This window comes from Streptomyces sp. NPDC059740, assembly GCF_042733155.1.
Taxonomy (GTDB): Bacteria; Actinomycetota; Actinomycetes; order Streptomycetales; family Streptomycetaceae; genus Streptomyces.
Window position 1 is genome coordinate 61,026 of record NZ_JBHWGP010000011.1, and the last position, 25,952, is coordinate 86,977.

Annotated in this window: 12 protein-coding genes; 5 read left to right on the forward strand and 7 right to left on the reverse strand. The window is 76.5% G+C overall.

Translation table 11 applies throughout. The features are described 5' to 3' along the window. Nucleotides 1–171: 171 nt before the first annotated feature. Complete coding sequence (locus ACFV3R_RS15760; protein ID WP_385581866.1) at nucleotides 172–2,775, reverse strand: helicase-associated domain-containing protein; 2,604 nt, start codon at nucleotides 2,773–2,775, stop codon at nucleotides 172–174. Nucleotides 2,776–2,867: 92 nt separating this feature from the next. Beyond that, nucleotides 2,868–4,175, reverse strand: coding sequence for a nucleotide sugar dehydrogenase (locus ACFV3R_RS15765; protein WP_385581869.1), 1,308 nt, complete (start codon nucleotides 4,173–4,175; stop codon nucleotides 2,868–2,870). Between the two features lie 342 nt (nucleotides 4,176–4,517). Here ACFV3R_RS15765 and ACFV3R_RS15770 point away from each other — a divergent pair, with 342 nt between their 5' ends. From ACFV3R_RS15770 to ACFV3R_RS15785, 4 genes are all read left to right on the forward strand, one after another. Beyond that, nucleotides 4,518–6,248: a glycerol-3-phosphate dehydrogenase/oxidase gene (locus ACFV3R_RS15770; RefSeq protein WP_385581872.1), complete on the forward strand. Its 1,731-nt coding sequence runs from the start codon at nucleotides 4,518–4,520 to the stop codon at nucleotides 6,246–6,248. 363 nt (nucleotides 6,249–6,611) lie between these two features. Continuing rightward, nucleotides 6,612–8,534 (forward strand): serine/threonine-protein kinase, encoded by a 1,923-nt coding sequence (locus ACFV3R_RS15775; protein WP_385581875.1) that lies wholly within the window; start codon nucleotides 6,612–6,614, stop codon nucleotides 8,532–8,534. Between the two features lie 571 nt (nucleotides 8,535–9,105). Then, nucleotides 9,106–14,325: a hypothetical protein gene (locus ACFV3R_RS15780; protein ID WP_385581878.1), complete on the forward strand. Its 5,220-nt coding sequence runs from the start codon at nucleotides 9,106–9,108 to the stop codon at nucleotides 14,323–14,325. A gap of 421 nt (nucleotides 14,326–14,746) precedes the next feature. Then, nucleotides 14,747–15,214, forward strand: coding sequence for an ATP-binding protein (locus ACFV3R_RS15785; RefSeq protein ID WP_385581881.1), 468 nt, complete (start codon nucleotides 14,747–14,749; stop codon nucleotides 15,212–15,214). Nucleotides 15,215–15,549: 335 nt separating this feature from the next. Here ACFV3R_RS15785 and ACFV3R_RS15790 read toward each other — a convergent pair whose 3' ends face one another. After that, the gene (locus tag ACFV3R_RS15790) at nucleotides 15,550–16,296 is read right to left on the reverse strand and encodes a pyridoxal 5'-phosphate synthase (RefSeq protein WP_385581884.1); all 747 of its coding nucleotides are present in this window, start codon (nucleotides 16,294–16,296) and stop codon (nucleotides 15,550–15,552) included. A gap of 490 nt (nucleotides 16,297–16,786) precedes the next feature. Beyond that, complete coding sequence (locus ACFV3R_RS15795; RefSeq protein ID WP_385581887.1) at nucleotides 16,787–17,434, reverse strand: TetR family transcriptional regulator; 648 nt, start codon at nucleotides 17,432–17,434, stop codon at nucleotides 16,787–16,789. A 772-nt stretch (nucleotides 17,435–18,206) separates the two neighbouring features. On the opposite strand from ACFV3R_RS15795, the gene ACFV3R_RS15800 reads away from it, so the two are divergent. Beyond that, nucleotides 18,207–20,765 (forward strand): PQQ-binding-like beta-propeller repeat protein, encoded by a 2,559-nt coding sequence (locus tag ACFV3R_RS15800; RefSeq protein WP_385581890.1) that lies wholly within the window; start codon nucleotides 18,207–18,209, stop codon nucleotides 20,763–20,765. A 109-nt stretch (nucleotides 20,766–20,874) separates the two neighbouring features. Here the strand turns inward: ACFV3R_RS15800 and ACFV3R_RS15805 are convergent, their stop codons facing one another. The 3 genes from ACFV3R_RS15805 to ACFV3R_RS15815 form a co-directional block, all read right to left on the reverse strand. Further along, nucleotides 20,875–21,957: a hypothetical protein gene (locus ACFV3R_RS15805; protein ID WP_385581892.1), complete on the reverse strand. Its 1,083-nt coding sequence runs from the start codon at nucleotides 21,955–21,957 to the stop codon at nucleotides 20,875–20,877. 292 nt (nucleotides 21,958–22,249) lie between these two features. Continuing rightward, on the reverse strand, nucleotides 22,250–22,570 hold the full coding sequence (locus tag ACFV3R_RS15810) for a hypothetical protein (protein ID WP_385581895.1): 321 nt from the start codon (nucleotides 22,568–22,570) through the stop codon (nucleotides 22,250–22,252). Nucleotides 22,571–22,778: 208 nt separating this feature from the next. Further along, nucleotides 22,779–25,712: a BTAD domain-containing putative transcriptional regulator gene (locus ACFV3R_RS15815; protein WP_385581898.1), complete on the reverse strand. Its 2,934-nt coding sequence runs from the start codon at nucleotides 25,710–25,712 to the stop codon at nucleotides 22,779–22,781. Nucleotides 25,713–25,952 lie beyond the last annotated feature (240 nt).

Sequence of the window (25,952 nt, forward strand, 5' to 3'; positions counted from 1 at the left end):
CTCCGATACGACGGGCGTGTCGGGAGCAGCCCCCACGGTGCGGTTCCTCTCCCTGGTCGGTCCTCGTGCTGGGCGAGCGCCGGCGGCTCGGGCTCAGGCCACAGTGTCCACCCTCGCGCCTGTCCTGCCATGCCTGGAGGCGCGGGGGCGGCGCCCACCGCCGTCCCGTCCTCACCCCGACGGATCCTCCGCCAGCTCCGCCACCCCCGTCACGCGGTGCAGCGGGAAGGTGCGGACCTCGTCGGCGGTGTGGTCGTAGGCGGTCACGAAGCCGCCCTCGACGCGCAGCGGGGCGATGACCCGCTGGCTGGCGGAGCCCTCGGCGCCCACGAAGCCGATCCAGACGGCGCTGCCGGTCAGCGCCGCGGCCTGCATCGCGGCCAGGGTCTCCGCCGAGGTGGTGCGCGGCAGCTCGCCGGGTGCGGCGCCGCTCTGGGCCACCGGGCGGCGCTCCGCGGTGGCGGCCATGTCGCCGGCGCGCACCGCCCGCACCGCGGCCGACAGCAGCCGGGCGTCGGGTGGCGGCGGGCCCTCCGGGACGGGGACGGGGGCCGAGCGCGGCGGGGTGCGGTAGGCGTCCGGGCGGGCCACGAGCACGTCGCCCTCCTGGGACTCGGCGGCCGGCGCGTACCCCAGCGCCCGCAGCCCGGCCAGCAGCTCCTCCGGCGGCAGTGTCGAGGCCAGCACGGTCGGCGCCAGGCGGCGCAGCCGCAGGCCCTCGGTGCGCCGGCCCGCGGCGGCGGCGGCCAGGATCTCGGCCAGCACCGCCTCGTCGTCGCAGCGCACGTAACTGGCGACGGCCCCGACCCGGACCTGGCCGTGGCGGCGCGCCACGTCGTCGATGAGGTACGCCAGGGGCTGCGGCACCGGCGTCGCGCTGTGCCGGGCGAGGAACTCCTGGAGCTCGGCGGCCGACCGGCCGGCGTCCAGGGCCCGGCGCACCGAACCCGGCGTGAAGCGGTACACCGTTGCCCCGCCCTTGGACTCCACGTCGGCGAGGACGTCCAGGGCGTCGGCGAGCGGACGGCGCAGCGGGCCGGGCGCCACCGCCGTCAGGTCCGCCTGGAGCAGCACCTGGTCGGTCGGCTCGGGCAGCAGCGGTGCCAGCGCCGCGGCGGCACGCCGGCGCTGCTCGGGGGCGGGGGCCGGGCCGGCGGCGGCGTCCCAGCTCCCGTCCCCGGTGGCCGGGGCGGCCTCGTCCGCCGGGAGGCCCAGCAGGGCGCGGGCGGGCGAGGCGAGCGCGCCGCGGCCGGTCACGCCGAGGGTCTCGGCCTCCTCCAGGGCCCAGCGGGCCAGCCGGGTGCGCAGGTCCTCGCCGCCGTCCTGCGGCGTGCCGGCGGGCGGCTGCGGGGTGCGGGCGTCCCCCTCGGCGGGGCCGGGGGCGCGCAGCGGGCGCTCCCAGTGCATCCGGTCCAGCAGGGCGCGGGCCGGCACGGAGGTCCCGGCGGGCAGCTGCGCCAGCAGGGTCAGCGCGCGGCGGCGCACCTCGGGGGCGGCGGAGCGGTCCAGGTGCGGGCCGAGGGCGGACAGGCCGCGGCCCTTGGCGTCGGCGCCGCCGACCAGGCCGGGGGTGCGGGTGGCGGCCAGCCACGCGGCGGCCAGCTGGACCCAGCGTTCCGCCTCGGGTTTCTCGCGCCACTCCTCGGCGTACGGGGTGGGCGCGTACCGTTCGTCGGCCTCCCCGTCGGAGGCCAGCAGCCCGGCGGCGTACGCCAGCTCCAGCCAGAACGCGGCCTGCTGTTCGGGCACGTCCAGCGCGGTGGCGGTGCGCCGCAGGTCCCGCACGCTCAGGCCGCCGGCCCGCAGCACCGGCGGGCCGCCCAGGTGCCACTCCTTGAGCAGTTCCTCGACGGTGGCCAGCGCGGTGAACGCCTGGCCCGCGGCGGCCTGGTCGACGGTGTGCGGGTCGCGGGTGGTGGCGGGCGCGAGGGCCGGCGGCAGCGGTTCGGGGGCCCGGTGGGCGCGGCCGGCGCGCAGGCCGAGCGCGGCCTCGCGCGGCAGCACCACGCCGCGGGCGCCGTGCGGCAGCAGCAGGCCGCGGTCCAGCAGCCACCGCAGGTGCGGTCCGGGCCGGTCGGTGACCGAACCGTAGGGCGGCCCCCACACCAGGCGCCGCAGGACCGCGGTGGACTCCTCGGGCGCCTGGTCGAGGAGACGGGCGAGTGCGGCGCGGTCCTCGAAAAGCGCGGACAGGGCCGCCACCGCGCTCACCGGGTCGTGGGTCGGTGGCAGCCCGGCGGCGGCCAGGACGTCCTGGAGCCGGCCCGGGGACATGCCGGCCGCCGCCTCCGCCACGGTGGGTCCGAGACCGGTGGGGGAGGGCCGGGTGGGGGCGGGGGAGAGCAGCTCGCGGGCGGTGCGCACCAGCCGCAACCGGTCCTCCGGGCCCCACACCAGGGCCCGGGTGCGCAGGGTCGCCAGGGCGTGGGGGAGCCGCTCGGCGACGGCCTCGGCGTCGGCGGGCGGGCCGTGGTCCGTCCCGTCGGCGAGGGGGGAGGGCGTGCCGTCGCCCGTCAGCAGGGCGAGCAGGGTCGCCGTGGGGCAGGGGTCGGGGGCGACGGCGAGTGCCTCGGCGGTCTGGAGGGCGAACCGGTCCAGGCGCTCCACCGCCCGGGCCACGGACGCGCGCGTGCCCGCCCGGGTGGCGAGCTGGGTGAGGTCGCCGGGGACCGGGTTCAGCAGGTCCGGCCGGGCCCGCAGCAGCGCGGACAACTCGTCGTCGGTGCGCGCGCGGAGCTCCTCGGCGAGCGTGCGCGGAGCGGAGGAGGGGCTCATCCGTCCCACGGTACTGGGCGTGGCTGTGCGGTGGGCCCCCGGCGGGCCGGGGCCGGGCCGGGCGTCGGAGCTGCGGGCCGCGGCTGCCGGGTCTACAGCCGGTAGGCCGGCGCGGCCCCGCGCGTGTCCAGCAGGAGCTGGGCCTTCATCGCCAGCCCCTGGAGGTCGTAGACGCGGTGGTGCTGGAGGAGGAGGGTGAGGTCGGCGTCGGCGGCGGCCTCGTAGAGGGAGTCGGCGCGCGGCACGGGGCGGTCCAGTACGTGCCACTGCGGGACGTAGGGGTCGTGGTAGGCCAGGTGGGCGCCGAGTTCCATCAGCCGGGAGGCGATCTCGCGGGCGGGCGAGCCCTGCTGGTCGGCGAGGTCCGGTTTGTAGGTGACGCCGAGCAGCAGCACCCGGGCGCCGCGGGCCGACTTGCCGTGTTCGTTCAGCAGCGCGGCGCCGCGCTGGACCACGTACCGCGGCATGCGCCCGTTGACCTCCTGCGCCAGCTCGACCAGGCGCAGCGGGTAGCCGGGGGAACGTCGTTCACAGGGGAGGTAGTTGGGGTCGATGGGGCCGGTGGGGCCGCCCACGCCGGGGCCCGGGCGGAAGGACTGGAAGCCGAAGGGCTTGGTCTCCGCGCACCGGATGACGTCCCACAGGTCGACGCCGATGTCGTGGCAGAGCACGGCCATCTCGTTCATCAGGGCGATGTTGAGGTGGCGGTAGTTGGTCTCCAGCAGTTTGGTGGTCTCGGCCTCGCGCAGGCCGCGGGCGCGGACCACCTTGTCGGTCAGCCGGTGGTAGAACGCGGCGGCGGCCTCGGTGCAGGCGGGGGTGAGGCCGCCGATGACCTTGGGGACGGTGGCGTAGGGGTGTGTCCGGTTGCCGGGGTCGTGCCGGGTGGGCGCGTGGGCCAGGTGGAAGTCGCGGCCCGCCCGCAGTCCGGAGCCCTCCTCCAGCAGGGGGCGCAGGTAGTCCTCGGTGGTGCCGGGGTAGACGGCCGACTCCAGGATGACGGTGGTGTGGGGCCGCAGGTGCGCGGCGAGGGCGCGGGCGGCCTCCCCCACGGCGCCGAGGTCGAGGGCGTGGTCGACCCGCGGCGGGGTGGGGGCGCAGATGACGGCGGTGCGGACCCGGCCCAGCGCCGCGGCGTCCTCGGTGGTGCGGAAGCCGGCGGCGAGCAGACGGCGCATCTCGGCGGCCGACAGGGCCCCGTCGGCGGGCGTGGTGTGGGGGACGAGGGGGTCGGGCCGGTGGGAGAGGGACGGCTGGGTCTCGGCAGTGCGGTGTCCCTCACCGTGGGCTGCGGCGGGCTGGGGGACGTAGCCGATGGTGGCGAGGCCGGCGGCGGTGGCGGCCTGGGCGAGGGGGAGGCCGAGGTGGCCGAGTCCGATGACGGCGAGGTCTGCGGGCATGGGCTGGCGTCCTTCCCGACGGTGCGGGCCTGGCACAAGAACGCCGACTCCGCATGTCCGATTGACTCATAAGTAGACTAAACGGACATTCGTTGCAGGTGGTGGATTGAGCGACGGGGCGGGTTCGCCGCCCGAACGGCCCCGGTGAACCCCGCCCCCGCCCCCGGATCGGCGCTCCGCGCTGTGCCGCCGGCCGAGCGCGCCGCCCCGCCCGCGCCGTGCTGAGGTGTCGTCACCGCGAAGCCGGGGATACCCGCCGTAGCGCGTCACGTCGTGGCGCGCCGGCGCACCCGCCCCCGCGCGGCGCGCCGATGCGGCGACGGGAACGGGAGGCGCGCAGTGGTGAGGACGGCGACACTGGGACCGGTCGGACGAGCCGAGGCGCTCGCACGGATGGCGGAAGGCGAGCTGGACGTACTGGTGGTCGGCGGCGGGGTGGTCGGCGCCGGCACCGCCCTCGACGCCGCCACCCGCGGCCTGACCACCGGCCTGGTCGAGGCGCGGGACTGGGCCTCGGGCACCTCCTCCCGCTCCAGCAAGCTCATCCACGGCGGCCTGCGCTACCTGGAGATGCTCGACTTCTCCCTGGTCCGCGAGGCACTGAAGGAGCGCGGCCTGCTGCTGGAACGCCTCGCCCCCCACCTGGTCAGGCCGGTGCCCTTCCTCTACCCGCTGCGACACCGGGGCTGGGAGCGCTGGTACGCCGGCTCCGGCGTGGCGCTCTACGACGGCATGTCGGTCTCCTCCGGCCACGGCCGCGGCCTCCCCCTGCACCGCCACCTCTCCCGGCGCGCGGCCCTGGGAGTCGCCCCCTGCCTGAAGAAGGACGCCCTGGTCGGCGCCCTCCAGTACTACGACGCACAGGTCGACGACGCCCGCTACGTCCTCACCCTGGTCCGCACCGCCGCCGCCTACGGGGCCGCCGTCGCCGGCCGGGCGCGCGTCACCGGCTTCCTGCGCGAGGGCGAACGGGTCGTCGGCGCCCTGGTCCGTGACGACGAGGCGGGCGGCGAGTACGAGGTGCGGGCCCGGCAGGTCGTCAACGCCACCGGGGTCTGGACCGACGACACCCAGGCGCTCGTGGGCGAGCGCGGCCGGTTCCACGTCCGCGCCTCCAAGGGCGTCCACCTCCTCGTCCCCAAGGACCGCATCCACTCCGCCACCGGGCTGATCCTGCGCACCGAGAAGTCCGTACTCTTCGTCATCCCCTGGGGCCGCCACTGGATCATCGGCACCACCGACACCGACTGGGACCTCGACAAGGCCCACCCCGCCGCGTCCAGCGCCGACATCGACTACCTCCTGGAGCACGTCAACTCCGTCCTGGCCGTCCCCCTGACGCGCGACGACGTCGAGGGCGTCTACGCGGGCCTGCGCCCCCTGCTCGCCGGCGAGTCCGACGCCACCAGCAAGCTCTCCCGCGAGCACACCGTCGCCCACCCGGTGCCCGGGCTCGTCGTGGTGGCCGGCGGGAAGTACACCACCTACCGGGTCATGGCCAAGGACGCCGTGGACGCCGCCGTGCACGGCCTCGCCGGCGGCCCGCCCGGCTCGACCTGGGGCCGGGTCGCCGACTGCGTCACCGAGGAGACGCCACTGGTCGGCGCCGAGGGCTACCGCGCCCTGTGGAACGCCCGCGCCCGCACCGCCGCCCGCACCGGCCTGCACGTGGCCCGTGTCGAGCACCTGCTGGGCCGCTACGGCTCGCTGGCGGAGGAGGTCCTGGAACTGGTCGCGGCCGACCCGGCACTGGGCCGCCCGCTGACCGGCGCCGACGACTACCTGCGGGCCGAGGTCGTCTACGCCTGCTCCCACGAGGGCGCCCGCCACCTCGACGACGTCCTCACCCGCCGGACCCGCATCTCCATCGAGACCTTCGACCGCGGCACCCGCTGCGCCCGCGAGGCCGCCGAACTGATGGCCCCCGTCCTGGGCTGGGACGCCGAGCAGACCGCGAAGGAGGTCACGCACTACGAGAAGCGGGTGGCGGCCGAACGCGAGTCGCAACGCCAACCCGACGACCTCACCGCCGACGCCGCACGCCTGGGCGCCCCGGACATCGTCCCGCTGTGACATCCGGACATCCCGGGCGCCGGCCCGCCGTGCCGCTCGGCTTCCGTCCGGTCCCCACGGCGGTGAGGCGAGGGCGGACGGCGTCCCGGGGCGCGGCGGCGGGACGCCCCGCCGTGCCCTGTCACCCGGACGTTCACCCTTCCCCCTTCCCGTCGCCACAGTCTCACCACGCCCCGAGAGACGGCCCCGGGCGGGGCCCTGACGGGCGGTCGGCGGGCCCGGGCCGTCCACCCGGGACTTCCGCACTCCCGTGAATGAGGGACAATGAAACCTCTGCCAGGGTGGGTCGTCCGAGTTGAACTGTTTTGGGCAGTGGAGTTCATGTGAAGGCAGTCAACTCGGCTGGATAACAGAGGGGATTCCGTGGGCGACGAGGGCGAGAAGGACGGCGAGAAGGGCAGGCTGCTCGCCGACCGCTACCGGCTCACCGCAGTCCTCGGCCGAGGCGGGATGGGCACGGTCTGGCGCGCCCGCGACGAGGTCCTGGGACGCGTGGTCGCGGTCAAGGAGCTGCGCTTCCCCGGCGGCGTGGAGGAGGACGAGAAGCGCCGCCTGATCACCCGCACGCTGCGCGAGGCGAAGGCCATCGCCCGCATCCGCAACAACGGGGCCGTCACCGTCTACGACGTCGTGGACGAGGACGACCGGCCCTGGATCGTGATGGAACTGGTCGAGGGCCGCTCCCTCGCCGAGGTGATCCGCGACGACGGCCCGCTGGAACCCCGCCGCGCCGCCGAGGTCGGCCTCGCCGTGCTCGACGTCCTGCGCGCCGCGCACCGCGAGTCGATCCTGCACCGCGACGTGAAGCCCTCCAACGTCCTCATGTCCGACGACGGCCGCGTCGTCCTCACCGACTTCGGCATCGCCCAGGTCGAGGGCGACCCCTCGGTGACCTCCACCGGCATGCTCGTCGGCGCCCCCTCCTACATCTCCCCCGAGCGGGCCCGCGGCCAGAAGCCCGGCCCGCCCGCCGACCTGTGGTCCCTGGGCGGCCTGCTGTACGCCTGCGTCGAGGGCGTGCCGCCCTACGACAAGGGCTCGGCCATCGCCACCCTCACCGCCGTCATGACCGAGCCGCTGCAGCCGCCCAAGCGCGCCGGCGGGCTGGAGAAGGTCATCGCCGGCCTCCTGGTCAAGGACCCCGACAAGCGTCTCGACGACGCCGGCGCCCGCGCCCTGCTGACCGAGGCGCTCGCCGAGCCGGAGCCCAAGGCTGCCGAGCCGCCCGCCGACGCCACCCGCGCCATGGCGCTGCCGCCGGCCCCCGCGACCTCGTCCCCCGCCGGGGCCAAGGCATCGAAGGCGACCCGGAGCGAGAGCGGCAAGGCCGCGCAGGCGGGCAAGGCCGCCGCGGGCGGAGCGGCCGCGGCAGGTGCCGCCGAGGCCGCCGCGAAGTCCCGGGCGAAGCCTTCCGGCGCCGCCCCTGCCGCCTCCGCGGCCGACACCGCCCCACCGAAGGCGCCCGGCGGCGGACCGGCTGCCCCCGCACCCGCCGGCGCGGGCCCGGCCGGCGTACCGCGGCGCGTCATCGCCATAGCGGCCGTCGTCCTCGTCCTCGTCGTGCTCGGAGCGGTCCTCGTCTACACCCTCGGGCAGGGCGACGACGAGCGCGCCGGCCGCCACGACGGCAAGAAGGCCACGCCGACCGCGTCCGGCAGTCCCAGCGGAAGCGCCCAGGCCACCTCCCAGGGCGGCCAGGGCGCGGAGTCCGGCGCCTCGAAGGACTCCTCGGGGCACGACTCCGGCGACGACAGCGACGGCAAGGCGTCCGCCGGCAGCTCGGGCGACTCCGAGGGCTCCGGCGACGGCAAGGGCGGTGCCACGGTCCCCGACGGCTACGCCACCGTCTCCGACGGCGACTTCCACTTCACCATGGCCCTGCCCAAGGGCTGGAAGCGCACCGACATCGCGGGGCAGCACTCCGGGGGCATCTACAACGCCGGCAAGGGCGAGTACCCCCGGGTCCAGGTCGACTACAACAGCAAGCCGTCCAACGACGCGGCGGCGGCCTGGCGCTCGCTGGAGCCCGCCATCTCCTCCTCCAGCAGCAACTACCACCGGATCAGCATCAAGTCGGTGAAGTGGCGCGGCTACCCGACGGTCGCCGACTGGTCCTTCACCCGCACACAGGGCGGCACCACCATGCGCGTCCTCAACCGCGGTTTCAAGGTGGACGCCCACCACGGCTACGCCATCATGATCAGCTGCCCCGCCGCCGACTGGTCGGGCGCGGAGTGCACCAGGCTCCGCGAGACCGCCTTCGCCACCTTCGCCGTCAAGGACTGAGGCGGCACCACCCACCGGCACGAACGGCGCCCCGGAGAGCACGGTTCCGGGGCGCCGCCGTCCGCCGGGCCGCCTGCCCGCGCCCGGCCGCCCTGCCGGCCCGCGCGAGGGCTTCCGGCGGCTGCGAGCCCTTCGGGGGGCGGCTGTTGGGCCGAGGGGCCTCCCTCGGACGGCCCGGGCACGTATCGTGAGAGACGACGGACGGTATGTGGCCGCACTCTTCGGATTCCTGACGGGTTCCGCCCGTATCCGGACCGCGGCGCACCCGGCGTCGGCGCGGGCCTGTCGGCCCGACCGAACCGCCGGGACGGTCCGCCGGGCGTCACGGACGACTTGAGGCGCTGCCCGGCAGAACGGACGGACGGAAAGCCGGGACCGTCCGGCGGGCCCGGCTGACGCGCTGGGCCGGCGCGCCGGACGTCCGGTGGGGACGTCCGGTGGCGTGACGGAAAGGGACACGGGGGAGCGGAGGAGCGCGGCGGGCAAAGGCCCGGTACGCGAGAGGTGTTCCCGGCCGCACCCGGAGGGGTATGCGGTCGGTCGACGGGGGCCTTGCGGTGGGGGAGGTGTCGTGGAGGAGTACACGGGGTGGGTGCTCGCCGAGCGCTACCGCCTGCCCGCACAGTCGGCCTTCGGACCCGACCCGGTCCAGGGCCCCGCTTTCGACACCTTCAGCGGACAGGAGGTGTGGGTCCACCAGGTCCTGCTGCCCGAGGTCGTCGACGCAGAGGTCCTGGAGCCTGCCGAGGCCTCACCCGGGGACCTCTCCGGGAGCCCCGCCGACGTCGACCACCCCTCGCGGGGGCGCGCCGACCGCAGCCCGAAGGACCCGGTGGTCCGCCGTGCCCTGGAGGCGGCGACCCAGGCGGCGCGCCTGCCCGACCACCCCTTGCTGGACCAGGTGTTCGACGCCTTCGAGGAGGCCGGCAGCCTCTGGATCGTCAGCGAACGCGTACCGGCCCGGCCCCTGGCCGCACTCCTCACCGACCGGCCCCTGACCCCCCACCGGGGCGCCGAGATCGCCGTCGACCTGCTCACCGCCGTCCGCGCCCTGCACGTCCACGGGTGGACCCACCGCAACATCACCCCGCACACCGTCCTGGTGGGGCCCGACGGCAGGGTGACGCTCACCGGGCTCGCCACCGGCGCCGCCCAGGACGCCCTGTGCGGCTACGACCGTGTTCCCGCGGACGAGTCGCTCTCCGCGGGCGGGGAATCCCCCGGGGACGCAACCGGTCCCGCCGACGCTGACGTGTCCGGCACGGCGGCGGCCCCCGACACCCCCTCGTCCGCCGTCACCGCCGACGCCCGGGAGGCCCGCGCCGGCCACCGGCCGCCCACCGGAACCGGCGCACAGGCGCACGCACCCGGGGCCGTGCCCCCGCAGCAGACCCCGGACGCCCCGGCCACCGCCCGGCCCGAACCCGCCTCGGGCGCCGGCGCGGCGGTGGCGCGGACCGAGGCCGACGAGGCCCTGCGGCGCGCCCGGGCCGGTGCCATCGCCGCCTACCGGGCAGGCGCCCGAGCCGCCGCGGCGCATGCCTCCATCGGCCCGCGCGTGCGCAACGCACACCTGGCCGGAACCCCGCCCACCCCAGGGGCCGGCCCGGCACGCGCGATCCCGCCGGCCGAGGAAGCCGGCCGCACCGACCCGCCCCCCGGGCCCGGCGCAGGGGCAGCCGCGGGCCTCGCCCCGGGCGGAGCCGCAGCGACGGACCCTGCCGGCGAGGGGCCCCGGGCGAACGCCCGCGCCGAGGCGCCGTCCGCCGCCGAGGCCCGCAACGCGTCCTCGCACCCGGCCGGGACGGCAGGCCGCCCCGCGACGGGCGGAACGCCGGGACAACCACCGCGGTTCAGCCCCTACGCCGACCACATCGACACCACCGCACACCACTCGACCTGGCCACCGGTACGCGCCGGCGAGGCACCCGGGACGCCCCAGGGGCCCGCCGGGCCTGTCCGCCCCACCGACCCCGCTGGTCCCGCAGGCACCGCGGGCCCGGGCGGAGTCGCCGGAACGCCCCTCGCCGGCGCCGGCCCCGCCACTCCCGGGCCGCGCGACGCCCCTTTCACGGACAGCTCCGGCCTTCCCGGGGGCGGCCGTTCCGGTGGTGCCGGTTCCGCCGGTGCGCCTGAGCCGGGCGCGCCCGTCGGTCGGGACGCCGGTCGGAACGGTGGCCGGTGGGACGGCGCCCGTCCGACGTCCCAGGGCTCCGCCGCCGCACCCGGTGCCGCTCGCCCAGGTGCCGCTCCCGCGACCGCGCCCGGCAGGCCTGCTCCCGCCGGGAGCCGGAGGACGGCGGCCACGGCACCGCCCCGGGGGCCGGCCTCCCGTCCGTCGGAGCCGCTCGCCGCGGAGCGGGCCCGCCACACGCGGCTCCTGGTGGTCGGCCCGGTCAGCGAGCGCTGGTCACCCGAGCAGGCGGCGGACCCGCGCGCCGGGCGACCCGCACCACCCCTCGGTCCGGCTACAGACCTCTGGGCGGTGGGCGTGCTCCTCCACCGTGCCCTCACGGGCAGGTCCCCCTTCCCCGAGGAGGACGGAGACGAACTGCTGCACCTGGTGAGCACCCGAGCCACCCCGCCCGCCCCCGGGTGCGGCCCGCTCCAGCCTGTCGTCGAGGCGCTGCTGCGGGGCGACCCGGCGCGGCGGCCGGGCGTCGAGGAGGTGCGTGCGCTGCTGCGCGAGGTGGTGCGCAACGCCCCCGAACCGCGGGCGGGCAGCCACCTGGTGGCCGTCCCCGCGCCCGGCACGGACGCCGACACCGACCCGCACCGGCTGCCGATCCGGCGTCGCCGCGGCGAACTGGTGCGCAAGGGACGGCACAAGAAGAGCCGCAAGCGGGGCCGCGACCGCAGGGCCACTCGCGACCCGCAACCCAGGGAGACAGGGCGGCCCACGGCTCAGGAGCCCTTGGCCGCCCCCGACCACCTGGCCGCGCCTGAGCGCACGACCGGCCCGGAGAACCTGGCTGGTCCCGATCGTATGGCCGGCCCCGCCCCGGCAGGCTCCCCTGACGGGCCCTCGTCCGTCCCCCCGGACCGCTCGGCCGCGCCGTATGCCGCCCGCGCTCCTCGCGGCCGTCAACCGTCCGACGCCCACCCACCGGCCGGGCAACCCGCCGCGGCCCCCGGCCGGCCCCACGGCACCGGCGGCCCGCAGCGCCCCGGAGCGCCCGCCGGTGCACCCCCGCAGGCAGGCGCGGTCCCGCCGCGCCCCGGCATGCCGCAGGGCCCCGGCGCTCCCCAGCTGCCTCCGCTCCCGGCGGCCTACCGGCCCGCCCACCCGACGTCGCCCGCCCCCGCTCCCGGGCGTCCGGCCGCCGCGCCGCGCCCCGCCACCCCGTACTCGCCGCGCCCGCCTGCCCAGGCACCCGGCGGCACGCCCTCCGCCCGGGCTTCACGGCCGGGGCAGGGGACTGCCGGCAGGCCGGCCCCCACGCACGCCGCAGACCCGGCCAACGGTCCCGCCGCCAGGTCGGGGACCGGTGCCGGGCCGCGCCCCGCGACCGGTCAGGGGCCGGATGCCGCCCCAGGCTCGGGTTCGGGGGCGGTCCGCCCCGAGGCTGAGGGAACCCCGCCGGCACCGAGCGTGCCGCGCGGTGCCGGCGGACGCGACGGAGGCCCCCGAGTAGAGAAGGACGAGAACGCCCGGCCGGGAAGAACAGCCCCCGTCGCAGACGATGGCGCCTCACCCCGGGTGCCCGGTGCCGTGCCCCCGTGGGACGCCGGCACCCACCCGCTCGAAGCTCCCGAAGCACCCGGGAAGCAGGAGAGGCGGGAGGGGCAGGAGAGGCCGCAGGGCCCACAGGATTCGGCGGAGTCGGCGGAGTCGGCGGATTCAGTGGAGTCGGCGGAACCTGCCGCGCCGGCCGAGCGCGAGGCGCCTCGGGCACCCGAGGTTCCCGGGGCACCCGCACCCGAGGTGACTGGAACTCCCGCACCCCACAGGAAGCCCGCGGCACACGCGCCACAGGAACCTGAGGCACCCGCGCCGGGGGATCCCCGGACGTCCGAGGCGCCCGCGCCCGACGAGTTCCAGGCACCCCAGGCATCCCGAGCGCCCGCGCCCGAGAAGAACCAGGCGCCGCAGGAGCCCCGGACACCCCGGGAGCCCCAGGCGCCTCAGGCGCACGCGTTCGGGGAGCCTCAGCCCCCCGCGCCCGAAGGCCCCCCGGAGCCCGACCCGCACGCCCATGTCGCGGACCCGACCGAGGAGCCCGCTCGCCGTGGCCCCTCGCATCCGGAGGCCGGTCACGCCGCGGAGGCGGGGGCCTGGCGTGGTGGTCCGCCGCCACTGCCCGCCCCGCCGCTCACGAAGCCGCCGGCCGGCCACCCCGGCCAGGGGCGGCCGTCGACCCCCCGCTCTGCTTCCGCCGCCGGACCCGCGCCCGCGGCTCCGGCGCCTGCCGAACCCTGGGACGCCGTCGCGCCCCGGGCCGTCGGTGAGTCGGCTCCGCCGGCCCCGCGGACACCCCGGACACCGCCCCCCCGGCTCCCTGCCCCGCCCCGGCCCCACGACGCACCGGGGCAGCTTCCCGCACGCCCACCGCGAGAGGTCCCCCCACCCGCACGCCGGGACGAGGCCGCACGCCCACCGCGTGACGTGCCCGTGCCGGCACGCCGGGACGAGACCGCTCCCGCACGGCGGGACGAGACCGCTCCCGCACGGTGGGACGAGACCGCTCCCGCACGGTGGGACGAGACCGCTCCCGCACGCCGGGACGGGACCACTCCCGCACGGTGGGACGAGGCCGGGGGTGCCCGGCGGGGCGAGCCCGGCGACGGGTACCGCCCCGCAGCCCGGGGGCCGTTCCGGCCCGAGGCGCCCTTCCGGGAGGCGGCCGTGCCCGGCCGGGCGGATGCCCCGCGGGACACGAGCAGCAGCCCCTCCGGTCCGGTCCGCGCGCATGACCGCAACGACGCGCTCGGGTACCACGACGCGCTCGGACGCCGCGCCCCGTCCGACCACCACGACCCGCTCGGGCGTCCCGACCCGTACGGCACTTCCCGCCGGTCCCTTCGGGACGGTGAGGACGGGCCGGCGGAGTACGAGGTCCTGGATCAGCCGGTGCGTGGCGGCGGCGCCGGGCGCAGCGGACCGCGTCGGCTGGGCGCGCTCCTGGCCGGCGGGGTGCTGCTCGTGGTGGCGGCGGTGGTGCTCTACGCCACCGTGTTCGCGCCCGGCGGCGAGGGCGGGGCCGCGGGCCACCGGGTGACTCCCGCGCCGGCCGGTTCCGGTGCCGCCTCCGCCCCGGCCGGGGCGGACGGCGGGGGAGGGCAGAGCAGTACGCCACCGACCGGCGCGCCCTCGGAGGGCGGCGAACCCGGCGCGGTCGCCGACGGGTTCGAGCTGCGCAAGGACCCCGCGGGATTCGAGGTCGCCGTCCGTGACGGCTGGCAGCGGCGCGGGGCGGACGAGCACGGCCGGGTGCGCTACGTGGGGGGCGACCAGGAACTGGTGGTCGTGGCCGGGCGCGACACCACGGCGAGGTACGGCACCGACCCGATGGCCTACCAGCAGGACAGCGAGGCCGAGTTGGCGCCCTACCGTGCGTCGAGCTGGTCCTCGGCGTCCGGTCTGCGGCGCATCGACGTCGGCGGCACCGCGATGGCGGAGGGCACCTTCACCTGGCGGGACGCCAGCGGACGCGAGGTGTACGTGCGGAACCTGGCGATGATCCGGGACGGCCGCTACCACGTCATCCAGGTGATCGGCCCCGATGACGACCACCGGACGGTGGACGCGCTCTACGAGCAGGCGACCGACTCCTACCGACCGGCCTCCTGAGCCGCACCCGCTTCCGCGACCGGTCCGGCCCCGGGCGGCCAGCCGGCGCCTGCGGCTCACCCGGACGGAGCAAGGGATCGTCACGCACTGCAACTGGAGGGCGGCTCGAACTGGTGGTGGGACCACGGGCTGACGGAAGGCGCCGGGGCCGGGCCGCGCGGCCGGGACGGGGGCGGCGCCGTCCGTCCAGGGAGAGGGCGCCCCTTGACTCAGAGCTCAAAGATCGCGTGCTGACGGGCTGTTCGACTCACGGGCATCGGCGTCGCACAGTATGCAGTAGTCCTACTCCCTTGCGTTGGTATATGCCTGAAGCGCTTGTTGGCGGCCTGCCGGTCAACCATGCTGTCTCGCAACCGGGTCACGCAGCGTGACCCTGTGGAGGCGCGAGGCGAGGTCTCCGCCGGTTCGGATGGTGTGAGCGGTGCAGGTGCTTCAGGTGCAGCTTGAGGTAAGACCCGACCCCGCGGAAGTGGGACGGGCACGGCGATGGACGCGCACGCGCCTAGCCGGCATGGGCATAGGAGTCGACGAGCCGTTGACCGAGACCCTGGTGTTGCTGGTCTCCGAACTGGTCACCAACGCCGTCGTCCACACCGGCGCGTCGGCCTGGCTGCGGGTGTGCCGGCCCGTCGACGCCGCGACGCCCGGCACGGTCCGCGTCGAGGTGCTCGACCGTTGCGCCCGCCCCCCGCACCCCCGGCACGCCGCCGAGGCGGACACCGGCGGGCGCGGCCTGGAACTGGTCGACTGCCTCGCCGACCGCTGGGGGTGGCAGGCGGACGGGACGGGCAAGCGCATCTGGTGCGAGGTCGACCTGGTGACGACCGCGGGCCGCGGCTCCCGCGGTGAGGACGCCCAGAGGTCCTGCACGGCCGCCGGAGGATTCTGAACGCCGAGGCGAACGGCGGCCCCTGCCAAGGGGGTTCGGCTGGATGGGAAGTCACGCGGACGAGCGAATTCCGCACCAGGTGTTGACGTGGGGTGTCCGAGTGATCACCCTTGGGTGAGCGACCGCCGCGAGGGGACGTCGAGGTGCCGGGGGGCTGGCGAGCTACTGCTCGACGGCCTCGGCGAGTGCGGACCGCTGACGTGGTCGGGCGGTGTTCGGGGGCGCCGCGCTCGGGGCGTGCACCGCCGCCCGCCGCTCGACCAGGTCCCCCCGAGCCGCCGCCCGGAGGTGTGCGCAGGGCAGGCCAGGACAGGACGGGCCGGGAGCGCGGGTGTTCAGGGCCAGAGCAGACCGCGGCGCCAGCCCTTGGGGGAGCGGCGGTAGAGCAGCCGGACGTGCCGGCGGTACCGGGCGTCCCCCTGGAAGAACTCCACCTCGGCCGGGCGCAGGGTGTAGAGCGTCCACCTCGGCACCGGTGCACCCGGATCCCGGTGGGCCTGCTCCCAGGCGTCCTGCGAAGCCCGCGCCAACTCCCCCGCCGAGCCCAGGGGGCGGCTCTGCCGGCCCACGAGCGCGGCGGCGAGGGCGCCCGGGGAGCGCCTGTGCAGGTCGGCGCTGCTCGCCTGCTCGGAGGCGGTGGCCACCGGACCGCGCACCCGCACCTGACGCCCCACCCGCGGCCAGTAGAAGCACAGGGCGGCATGCGGCCGTTCGGCGAGGTCACGGCCCTTGGCGCTGTCGCGGTGGGAGGCGAAGTGCCAGCCCGCCTCGTCCGCCTCGTGCAGCACCACGACGCGCGCGTCGGGTTCCCCGTCCGCACCGGCGGTCGCCAGCGTCATCGACTGCGGTTCGGGCACCCCCGCCTCGGCGGCGTGCCGGAACCACTCCCGGAACAGTGCCACCGGCTCGTCCGGGGCGCCGTCGGGATCGAAGTCCGGCAGCGGGTGCTCCCAGACCGGCAGGCGGCGGGCCAGTACGCCGACATCGCAGACCGGACGCTCCTGGCCGGCGGTGGATCGGGCCGGGGCGGGTGAGGGGTTGTCGTGCTCGGGCCCGGTGGCGCGCGGAGTGTGCTCGGTCATGGACGCGAGCGTAGGGCAGGACAAGGCGTACGCCGCAGCGCGGACGGGCGGGCGTGGGCGGGCCGCAGCCGCCGGCCGGTCCGGTGCGCAGGAGGCGGGCGATGACGGCGGGAATTGCGGGACATTACTGTCCCGGTGCGCTCTTCGCATTTCCTGGCAGGCCGTGCCGGAGAATTGCCGAGGGTGAGGGGCGCGTGTGTTCGGTCGCTGCCGGACAAGTCGGTTGAGGTGTTTCCCGATGATCTCCCGGTGTTCCGGTCCGGGCGACCTGGATTCGGTGTTCCGGTGTTCCGGTGTTCGGGTCCGGGCGACCTGGATTCGGTGTTCCGCTGTTCGGGTGCCGGCGGCCGGGATTTCCGTGCGCCGGTGTTCCGGTCGGGGCGGGTGGCCGGGTGCGCGTCCTTCCGGTCCGGTGTGCCGGTGCGGCTCGCGGCGTTTTACGCGAGGTGTTCCTCGACCTGCCGCCGAACCCCTCGCCGGCCGCGGGGGATCAGCGGGTCGGCTTCTTCCCGGTCACGCCGAGGTGCACCAGGAGCGCCAGCGTGGGCCGCAGTTCCGACTGCTTGACGCCGACGCTGGAGAAACCTTTCTGGTGTCCGGCCACGGCGGAGAGCATGGAGACCAGGGCAGCGGACATCGCCGGTGCGCTGACGTCCTTGTCCACCCGCCGCTTGGCCTGGAGCTCCGTGATCGACTCGGTGAGGGAGTTGGTCACGGTGGTGAGGATCCTGGTGCGGATGCGGTTGAAGCGCTTGTCGCCCTCGGCCGCGCCCAGGTCGACCACGCGCAGGATCGCGTCGTTCTTGCGCCAGAACGACAGGAACCCGTCCACCAGGTCCTCCGCGGTCTGCCAGCCGGCCTTGCCGGTCCACGACCGCCCCTCGACCAGTTCGCTCAGGGAGGCGGCCTCCCGGGCCATCTCCTCGGCGAGCTCCAGCACTGCCCCTTCGACGTCGGGGAAGTACTGGTAGAACGTGGCCGGTGAAGTGCCCGCCTTCCGGGCGACGTCGATCACCTTGACGTCCCGGTAGGGAGACGAACTGAGCATGTCGCTGAGGCAGTCGAGCAGCTTTTGCCGAGTTGCCTGACCACGGCGGCCCGCAACTCTCCCGTCTACGGTTCGCACTTGTCCTGTCATGTCGTCAGCTTATCGATGAGGGGGCGGCGCGCTATTCGGCCGCATGCAAATGGGGCGAGAGGGCGCGAGAGCTGCCGTGGTTATCCGTTCCTTTCCTGTGCGCGCGCCGGTGATTACCGGCGGAAAAACCCGGCGGAGGTCCGTCGCGTTCACGGGCGGAGCGGTTCCTTTCGCCGTGGCGGGGGCGCGGGGGAGCGCCCGCCGGCCGTGGCGCACGCCGGGCCGGGGCCCGGCCCGGACGGCGGGTACGCCGTTTCGGTGACGAGGGGCCCGGTGGCCGGTCCCCGGCGGCGGTCGGGGCCCTGAGGCGATGGCGGTGACGCGCGCACCGGACGGGGCCGGGCCCCCGGGACGGCCACCCGGGCAGGGTGACGGGTGGGGAAGGTGGGGGTGAGCGTCGTAGGTGACGTGTAAGTTCGCACCAGGTGGGGTGTGGCGGCAGCGGTGGATCAACCGGTGCCGCGCGCAGGCCGGGCGGAGGCGAGGACACCGTTAACCGCGGGTAACGCAGGGGAGGGCGGGAGATGCGGGAGCGGGCGGCCGGCTCGGGCGCGCCACGGGCCGCCCCCGCCTGCGTGTGCGCCGTCCCCGCCAGGAAGAATCAGGAAGCCTGCGGCCGTCGTGGGCCAGGTGGTGGAACACCGCACGGGGCGAGGCCCCTCGACGGTCCGGGGCGCAGCGACCGACGGCGGACCGGGCCGTGGCCGCGACCACGGCCCGCCCGTGGGTGGCAGGATCATTGGCAACGCCCCACGGGGAGGTGGCAGGCAAGGTGCAGCAGCTTACGCAGCACGATCCGCGCCGGATCGGCCCGTTCGAGGTGCTCGGCCGTCTCGGTGCCGGCGGCATGGGGCTGGTCTATCTGGCGCGGTCGGCGTCGGGACGACGGGTCGCCATCAAGACGGTCCGCACGGAACTCGCCGAGGACCAGTTGTTCCGCGTCCGCTTCACCCGCGAGGTGGAGGCGGCCCGGGCGGTCAGCGGCTTCTACACCGCTGCCGTCGTCGACGCCGATCCCCGTGCCGCCGTTCCCTGGCTCGCCACCGCCTACGTGCCGGCTCCCTCGCTGGAGGAGATCGTCGGCGAGTGCGGCCCGTTGCCGGCCCAGGCCGTGCGCTGGCTGGCGGCCGGCGTGGCCGAGGCGCTGCAGTCCATCCACGGTGCCGGGCTGGTCCACCGCGACCTCAAGCCGTCCAACGTCCTGGTGATGGAGGACGGCCCCCGGGTGATCGACTTCGGCATCGCCAGTGGTGTCTCCAACACCCGCCTGACGATGACCAACGTGGCCGTGGGCACCCCCGCCTACATGTCGCCGGAGCAGGCCACCGACTCCCGCAGCGTCACCGGCGCCAGTGACGTCTTCTCCCTGGCCTCCACCCTCGTCTTCGCCGCCACCGGCCACGCCCCCTACCGCGGCGGCAACCCGGTGGAGACGGTCTTCATGCTGTTGCGGGAGGGCCCCGACCTGACGGGCCTGCCCGAGGAGCTGCGGCCGCTCATCGAGTCCTGCCTGCGCCGGGAGGCCGCCGAGCGCCCCACCCCGGCCGACCTCCAGTCGCAGCTCGCCCCCCACCTGTTCGGCTCGGGTTCGGACGACAGCGGCACCGCATCGGCCTGGTTGCCGCCCACCGCCGTCACCCTGATCGAGGCGCGCCGCAACGGCCGCACCGCCCCCTCGGCCAACGGCGCCGGCCCCGCCGAGGCCCCGGCGCGGCCCCTGCCGCCGCAACTGCCGCCCGCCGTCCCGCCGCCGCCCTCGCAACCCCCGGTCGCCCCGCCCGGCCCGCGGGCCGCTGCCCCCGCGCCGGCCGGGGCCCAGCCGGCAGCCGGCACCGGGCCCGCCGGCGCCGAGGGCTGGGCCGGCGGTCTCGGGCCGGGCGCGCGACGCGGCGTGGACCCGCGCACCGCAGCCCCCGCCGCCCCACTGGGCCCTCCGCCCACCGCCCCGCCCACCGGCTCCGCCCCCGGCGGCGGTGTCCGGCTCGGCGGCGGCTCGCAGATCGGGCCCGGCCCCCGGGCCACCGACCCGCAGGCCAGAGCGCACGGCGCCGACGTGGCCACCGACTGGGTCCGTCCGCCCGGAGCGCGCCCCGCCCCGCGCCACGGCGGCCCGCCCTCACCCCGGCAGGGCCCCGGCGACCAGCCCGCCCGCCCCGGCCCGCCGACGACGCCCCCCGCGCCCGCGGTACCGGCCGAGGCGGAGGGCGCCGGCCGGTGGCGGCCGTGGCGCTTCCGGATGTCCAACGACGTGTGGGGCACCCCCGTCGTCGTCGACGACCTCCTCTACGTCACCTCCTTCGAGGTGCACGCCCTCGACACCGCCAGTGGGCGACGCCGCTTCAAGTCCCGCGAGGTCGCCTGGACCATGGCGGTCGCCGAAGGCCGCGTCCACGCCACCGACGGCCCGAGCCTGTACGCCCTGGACGCCGTCGAGGGCACCGACTGGTGGCGGGTGGGCGCCGACGGCTGGGTGTACGCGCTGAGCGCCGGCAACGGCACCGTGGTGACCTGCGCCCGTGGCGGCACCCTTCAGGGGTGGGAGGCGGCCACCGGCGAACCGCTGTGGCGCACCACGGGCCTCCCGACCGAGTTCGAGACCCCGCAGACCGCCGCCGCGCTCCTCCACGAGGGCACCGTCTACGCCTGGCTCGACGACCGTCTCAAGGCGCTGGACGCCCGCACCGGCGCCGAACGCTGGTCCTACCCGGTGGGGAGCGTCGAGGCCTGCGCGGGCGCCCCGGTGCGGCTGCTGCCCGCCTCCGACGGCGCCGTCTACGTCTCGGCGGGCACCCGCGTCCTCGCCCTCGACGCGGCCCGCGGCGACCTGCGGTGGCGGTTCGAGGCGCCGGCTGCCTTCTACAGCCGGCCCGCCTTCGTCCCCGGTCCGGCCGTGACCGGCGGCGGGGTCTACCTCGCGGACTACCTCGGCACCGTCTACGCCCTCGACGCCGCCGACGGACGCGACCGCTGGCGGATCGCCACCGAGCCCCGCCAGTCCACCGAGCCGGTGCTCGTCGCCGACGGCGCGCTCCACCTCGGCAGCGGCTCCGCGGTCTACACCCTGGACACCGTCACGGGGACCCCGCGGTGGCGTTTCCAGGCAGGGGGGACCGTGGTGGGCGCCCCCGTCGCCGCGGAGGGCCGGCTGCACTTCGGTGCCGCCGACCACTGCCTCTACACCCTGGACGCCAGGGGCGGGCAGCTGCGCTGGAAGCTGGAGACCGGCGGGGAGATCACCGGGGCGCCCGTGGTCACCGGCGGGGTGGTGTACGCGTGCAGCAAGGACCACTGCGTCTACGCCCTGGACGCGGCCAAGGGCACCGGCCGCTGACGGCCCTGCGTCCGGCCGTCCCGGGCCCCTCGTGCGGCCGGGGAGCGGCCGGCACCTGACGGCGGGCGGTGGCCGGCCACCGGCTTGGCCGACGTGGCCCGGCGCGGCGTCAGGGCGGCCCGTCCTCCTCCTCGTCGCGGGAGTGGTCCTGGTCGCTGCCCCACCACAGGCGCGGCGCGTGCCGCCCACGGCTCCCGGTGGCCGGGCGGGCCGTCGCCCCGGTGGAGCCCGGCGGCGCCGGACGGTCGCCCCCGTGCTGCGGCCCGGCACCTGCCGGCGGCACCCGCGGGAGCTGCTGCGTGCTCTCCGCGTCCCCGGCAGCGGCCGGCGGGCCGGCTCCGTCCGCGGCGGGTGCCCGGCCGGACTCCGCGGGGCCGGGCCGGGGCTCCTGCACCGCGGGAGGGCCCTGGTCCGGGGGCGCCACCGGTGACCACGGCGCAGGCGGGGTCGGGGCGTCGGACGCGGGTGGACGGCCGGCCCCCTCGTCGGCCGGATGACGGCCGTAGGGGGCCTGGGGGGAGTAGGGCTCGTAGGGCTGCCCGTAGGGCGCCTGGGGGCCCGCGGTGCCGGGACCGGGCCCGGGGTGGCCCTGCCCGCCCTCGGCCCAGCCGCCGGCCGCGGGCGCGGGCCCGCCCTCCCCCTGGTGGCCCCAGTCCTGACGCGCCGGCGGACCGACGGGGTAGCCCTGGTCGTCGTAGTCGCGGTAACCGCCGTAGGAGGTCACCTCGGGGTAGGGCTCAGCGGCCTCGCGGCGACGCCCGGCGCCACGCCGCCGGTACCGGGTGCGGCCGCGCATCACCGCCGCCGCCAGCAGCAGCAGGAAACCCGCCACGGCGGCCGTGCCCACACCCACCCCCAGCCCCCGCCCGCCGCTGCCCACGCTCAGGCCGCCCGCCGCCTGCCCCTGACGGACCATCCACAGCACGGTCACGGCGAGCACCACGAGCCCGGCGAGGGTCACCAGCGCCCGCGAGCGAAGGAAGAGCCCCAGGAGCGTCACCAGCGCCGCGAACAGCATCGGCAGCAGCAGGGAGCCGAACAGGCCGGCCTCGGTGCGGGTGATGCCGTTCACGACGTCCTCGATGCGCACCGAGCTGCCGAGGCGCCCGTTGTACCAGGGACGGAACGGGCTCCACAGGGCGGCGACCGCCCCGGCCAGGGCGATCAGTGACCCGAGAAGGTTGCGGACCACCGGCGTCGCCTCGCTTCCGTCGTCCCTCCCCCTCGTCCCGCGCCCCGTCCGGGTACGCACTCCCCGACGCTACGGCCGGGCGCCGGGCGCTGCCAGACGGCGGGGTCCGGACGTGGCGGGGCCCGGACACGGCGGTGGCCCGGGGCACACGGCCCCGGGCCACCACAGGAACTGACGGGCCGCTCGGCCCCGGCCACGTACTGCCACTCCCCCGCGGGGGCGTACGTGCGGGCGACACCGATCCCTCGTCCCGTCCGGGCGCGGCCCACCTCGGTGAGCCCGCTGCGTGCGCTCAGGCCACCGGGGCGGCCTCGGGCTCGCCGGCCTCGTCGGCCGGGTCGGCCGCGTGTGCCGGGTGGGGAACTGCCGTGGCGCCCTCGTCCCCGGCCTGCTCCGCGGTGCGGGGTGCGGCGATGGGTGAGTGGCTGTTGACGGTGCGGAGGTCGTCGTCGAGCGGCTTGCGGGGTGCGGCGATGGGTGAGTGGCTGTTGACGGTGCGGAGGTCGTCGTCGAGCGGCTTGCGAGGCGCGGCGATGGGCGAGTGGCTGTTGACGGTGTGCAGGTGCTCGTCCGTCTTCTCCGCCGTACCGGTCACCTTGTCCTGTGGGCTCATGTTCCTCGCTGTCCTTCCGTTGTATGCAACAGAACCGCCCGCCCGGCGACTCCCCCGAGGGCCGCCGGACGGGCGGTTGTCTCCGCCCGACAGGAGGGCGGAGACCTGGCCGTGTCGACGTTCCCCCGTCCCCCCGTCGTCGACTGGCTTGTGCACCACTATCCGCGCAGGGGATGAACGAAAGATAAACGTCGTCCCGGAGAGGCTGTCACATGCTCGGCGAAGGAGCGCGGGAGAGCAAGCCTGCGACCTCCGCGCTGCGGGGCGAGCCCATCTCCTCGTAGAGGGCCAGGGCGTCCCGCCATCGGACCATGGCCCGCTCCCGCTGCCCCAGCTCGTGGAGCGTCCGGCCGTGGAGGGTCAGGATGTCGGCGCGCCAGCGGGGCGCCCCGGAGGGGCCGAGGGTGGCCAGTGCCTGCTCTGCCCGCACTGCCGCCTCAGCGCTCGAACCGGCCTGGAGCAGCACCTCCGCCAGACGCATCCTCGTCATGGCTGCCCAGAAGGGCTGACCGCACGCCAGGAAGATCTTCAGCCCCTCCTCCAGCCGCGCGACGGCAGCCTCCCGCTGGTCCGCCTGGTTGAGGGCGATACCGAGCGAGTACAGGCCGTTGGCCAGCCGGACGCTCGCCTCCGTGCTGCGGTAGATGTCCACACTCTCCTGGGCCAGCTCCACCGCCTGTCCCACCCGGCCTGCACCCAGGTGGGCGCGGGCGAGGTTGCTCAGCGCGGCGGCCACCGACTGCACGTTGCCCATCTCACGGAAGGCGTCGAGCGCCTGCTCCAGGTAAGCCTGAGCATCCTCGTACCGCCCCGACGCGATGGCGTTGACGCCCCGCTCGTTTGCCGCCTGCGAGGTGGCGAACCCGTCCTGTGCGGCCGCTCCCAGCAGCATCGCAGACGTGGCGTGCGTGTCGGCGATGTCCAGCCTGCCCGCCACGGTGTGCGTGGTGGAGAGCACGATGTGGGCTCTGGCCTGCGCCACCACGTCCTCGTGCCGTTGCGCGGCCGTCAGCAGCGTCTTGGCCGCACTCTTGTACTGAAGGGCGTCCTCACCGGCCTCGGCGAGATAGTCGGCGGCCAACAACAGGTCAACGGCGCGGCGCACCGATGTGCGCCCTGTCGACTGCATGGCACAGGAGAGCAGACAGCGTCCCTCGGAGTACATCCACCGCAGTGCCGCGTCCCCGTCGGGAAAGTCCAGCCCCGGGGTGGTCGAGGTGAGCAGGTGGCCGGCCAACCAGTCGTCGGACTCCTCCAGGGCGTGCACTCGTACCGCCGTGGCCAGGTAGAAGTCCAGCAACCGCCGCAGCGCCGCCTCCTGCTCCGAGGGCTGCTCGTCCCGCTCGGCGCACGCCCGGGCGAAGAGCCGCACCAGGTCGTGGAAGCGGTAGCGGCCGGGTGAGGAGACCTCCAGCAGGCTGACGTCGACGAGCGACTCCACCAGTTCCTCGGCCGTGTCCTGGTCCAGGTCCAGCAGCGCCGCCGCGGCGGCCAGCGAGACGTCCGGGCCCTCCGCCAGGCCCAGCAGGCGGAAGGCGCGGGCCTGGACGGGCTCCAACTGGCTGTAACCCAGCTCGAAGGTGGCCTTCACCGCCAGGTCCCCGACGCGCAGCTCGTCCAGCCGGCGCCGCTCGTCGGCCAGCTTCCCGGCGAGCAGGGAGACGGTCCAGTTGCGGCGTGCGGCCAGCCGGGACGCGGCGATGCGGATGGCCAGCGGAAGGAAACCGCAGGCCGCCACGACGTCCAGCGCGGCCTCGCGTTCCACCCCGGCCCGGTCGGCGCCGACGATCCGGGTGAACAGGGTCAGCGCCTCGTCGGTGGTCATCACGTCCAGGTCGACCAGGTGCGCGCCCTCCAGGTCCGCCATGCGCGCCCGGGAGGTGACCAGCGCCGCGCAGCCCTCGGTGCCCGGCAGCAGCGGCCGGACCTGGGCGGCGTCCCGGGCGTCGTCCAGCAGGGTCAGGACGCGGCGGCCCGCCAGCGTGGAGCGGTACAGGGCCGCGCGTTCCTCCAGGTTCTCGGGCACCGCCGACTGCGGTACCCCCAGGGCCCGCAGGAAGGCGCCGAGCACGGTACCGGGCGCCGCCGGGGTGGGGCCGGCGCCCTGGAGGTCGGCGTAGAGCTGGCCGTCGGGGAACCGCTCCGCGGCGGCGTGCGCCACGTGCACGGCGAGCGTCGTCTTCCCCACGCCGCCTATCCCCGCCACCGCCGAGACCGCCATCACCCGGCCCTCCGCGGAGGCGAGCTGTTCGCCCAGTTCCGAGACGAACCCCGTCCGGCCGGTGAAGTCGGCGACGGCTGCGGGCAGTTGCCGCGGCGCCGGCAGCGCGGGGAGCGTAGCCTCCCCGACCGGCGCCGGAGCCCCCGCCAGCGCCGGGTCCGCGCGCAGCATCCGCTGGTGCAGGTCGGTCAGCGTCGCGCAGGGGTCCACCCCGAGTTCGTCGGCGAGCAGCCGCCGGGTGTCGGTGTACACCGCCAGCGCCTCCGCCTGCCGGCCCCCGCGGTAGAGCGCCAGCATCAGCAGCTCCCGCAACCGCTCCCGCAGCGGGTGCGCCGCCGTCAGAGCGGTCAGTTCGGCCACGGCCTCCGCGTGGTCACCGAGGTCGAGGTCGAGGGCGAGCCTGGCCTCCAGCAGCGTCAGCCGGCGCTCCGCCAGCCGCGCCCGCTGCGTCTCGGCGAACGGGCCCGGCACCCCGGCCAGCACCTCACCGTCCCACAGCCCCAGCGCGTCGGCCAGCCGGGACCGGGCACCCGCCCGGTCCCCCAGGGCCCGCGCCTTCTCGGCCTCCAGCGCGTACTGCTCCGCGAGGTCCGCGTCGAGGACCAGCGGCCGGTCGGGGGCGGGACGCAGCGCGTAGCCGCCGGACTCGCTGACGAGTATCGCGGCGTCGGCGCCGAAGGTCTTGCGCAGCCGTGAGGCGTAGGTGCGCAGGGCCGCCACCGCGGCCGGCGGCGGCTCCTCCCCCCACAGCGCGTCCACCAGCTCCGACACCGTCGCGGTGCGCGGGCCGCGCAGCAGGAGCGCGGCGAGCAGGGCACGCTGCTGAGGGGAGCCGGTGGCCAGCGGAGCCTCGGCGCGCCAGGCTCGGACGGGACCGAGCACGGCGAAGCGGAGAGGCTCCCTCCCTGGGTCCTCGGTCATGGTGTCCCCGCCCTCCGGGCCAACTTCCGAAGGGTCAGTCTGCCCTGTCATGCGCGCTTACGTCATCAGCGGGCGGGAGCCGTTCACAAAGCTTCCGCTTCGTCGGCGAACGTGACCGGCACCCGCCCGACGCACCGAGGACAACGCGCCACGCGGTGGCCGAGAACGTTCGGTTCTCGGCGCGAGAGACGAGGAGACGGCCGAGTCCGGCCACCGCCGGCCGGGCGCCGCCGCCCTCCG

Bases quoted from the DNA above. Each gene is read 5' to 3' on its own strand.
- ACFV3R_RS15810 (WP_385581895.1), bottom strand. From the start codon at position 22,570: ATGAGCCCACAGGACAAGGTGACCGGTACGGCGGAGAAGACGGACGAG.
- ACFV3R_RS15760 (WP_385581866.1), bottom strand. From the start codon at position 2,775: ATGAGCCCCTCCTCCGCTCCGCGCACGCTCGCCGAGGAGCTCCGCGCG.
- ACFV3R_RS15765 (WP_385581869.1), bottom strand. From the start codon at position 4,175: ATGCCCGCAGACCTCGCCGTCATCGGACTCGGCCACCTCGGCCTCCCC.
- ACFV3R_RS15795 (WP_385581887.1), bottom strand. From the start codon at position 17,434: ATGACAGGACAAGTGCGAACCGTAGACGGGAGAGTTGCGGGCCGCCGT.
- ACFV3R_RS15790 (WP_385581884.1), bottom strand. From the start codon at position 16,296: ATGACCGAGCACACTCCGCGCGCCACCGGGCCCGAGCACGACAACCCC.
- ACFV3R_RS15815 (WP_385581898.1), bottom strand. From the start codon at position 25,712: ATGACCGAGGACCCAGGGAGGGAGCCTCTCCGCTTCGCCGTGCTCGGT.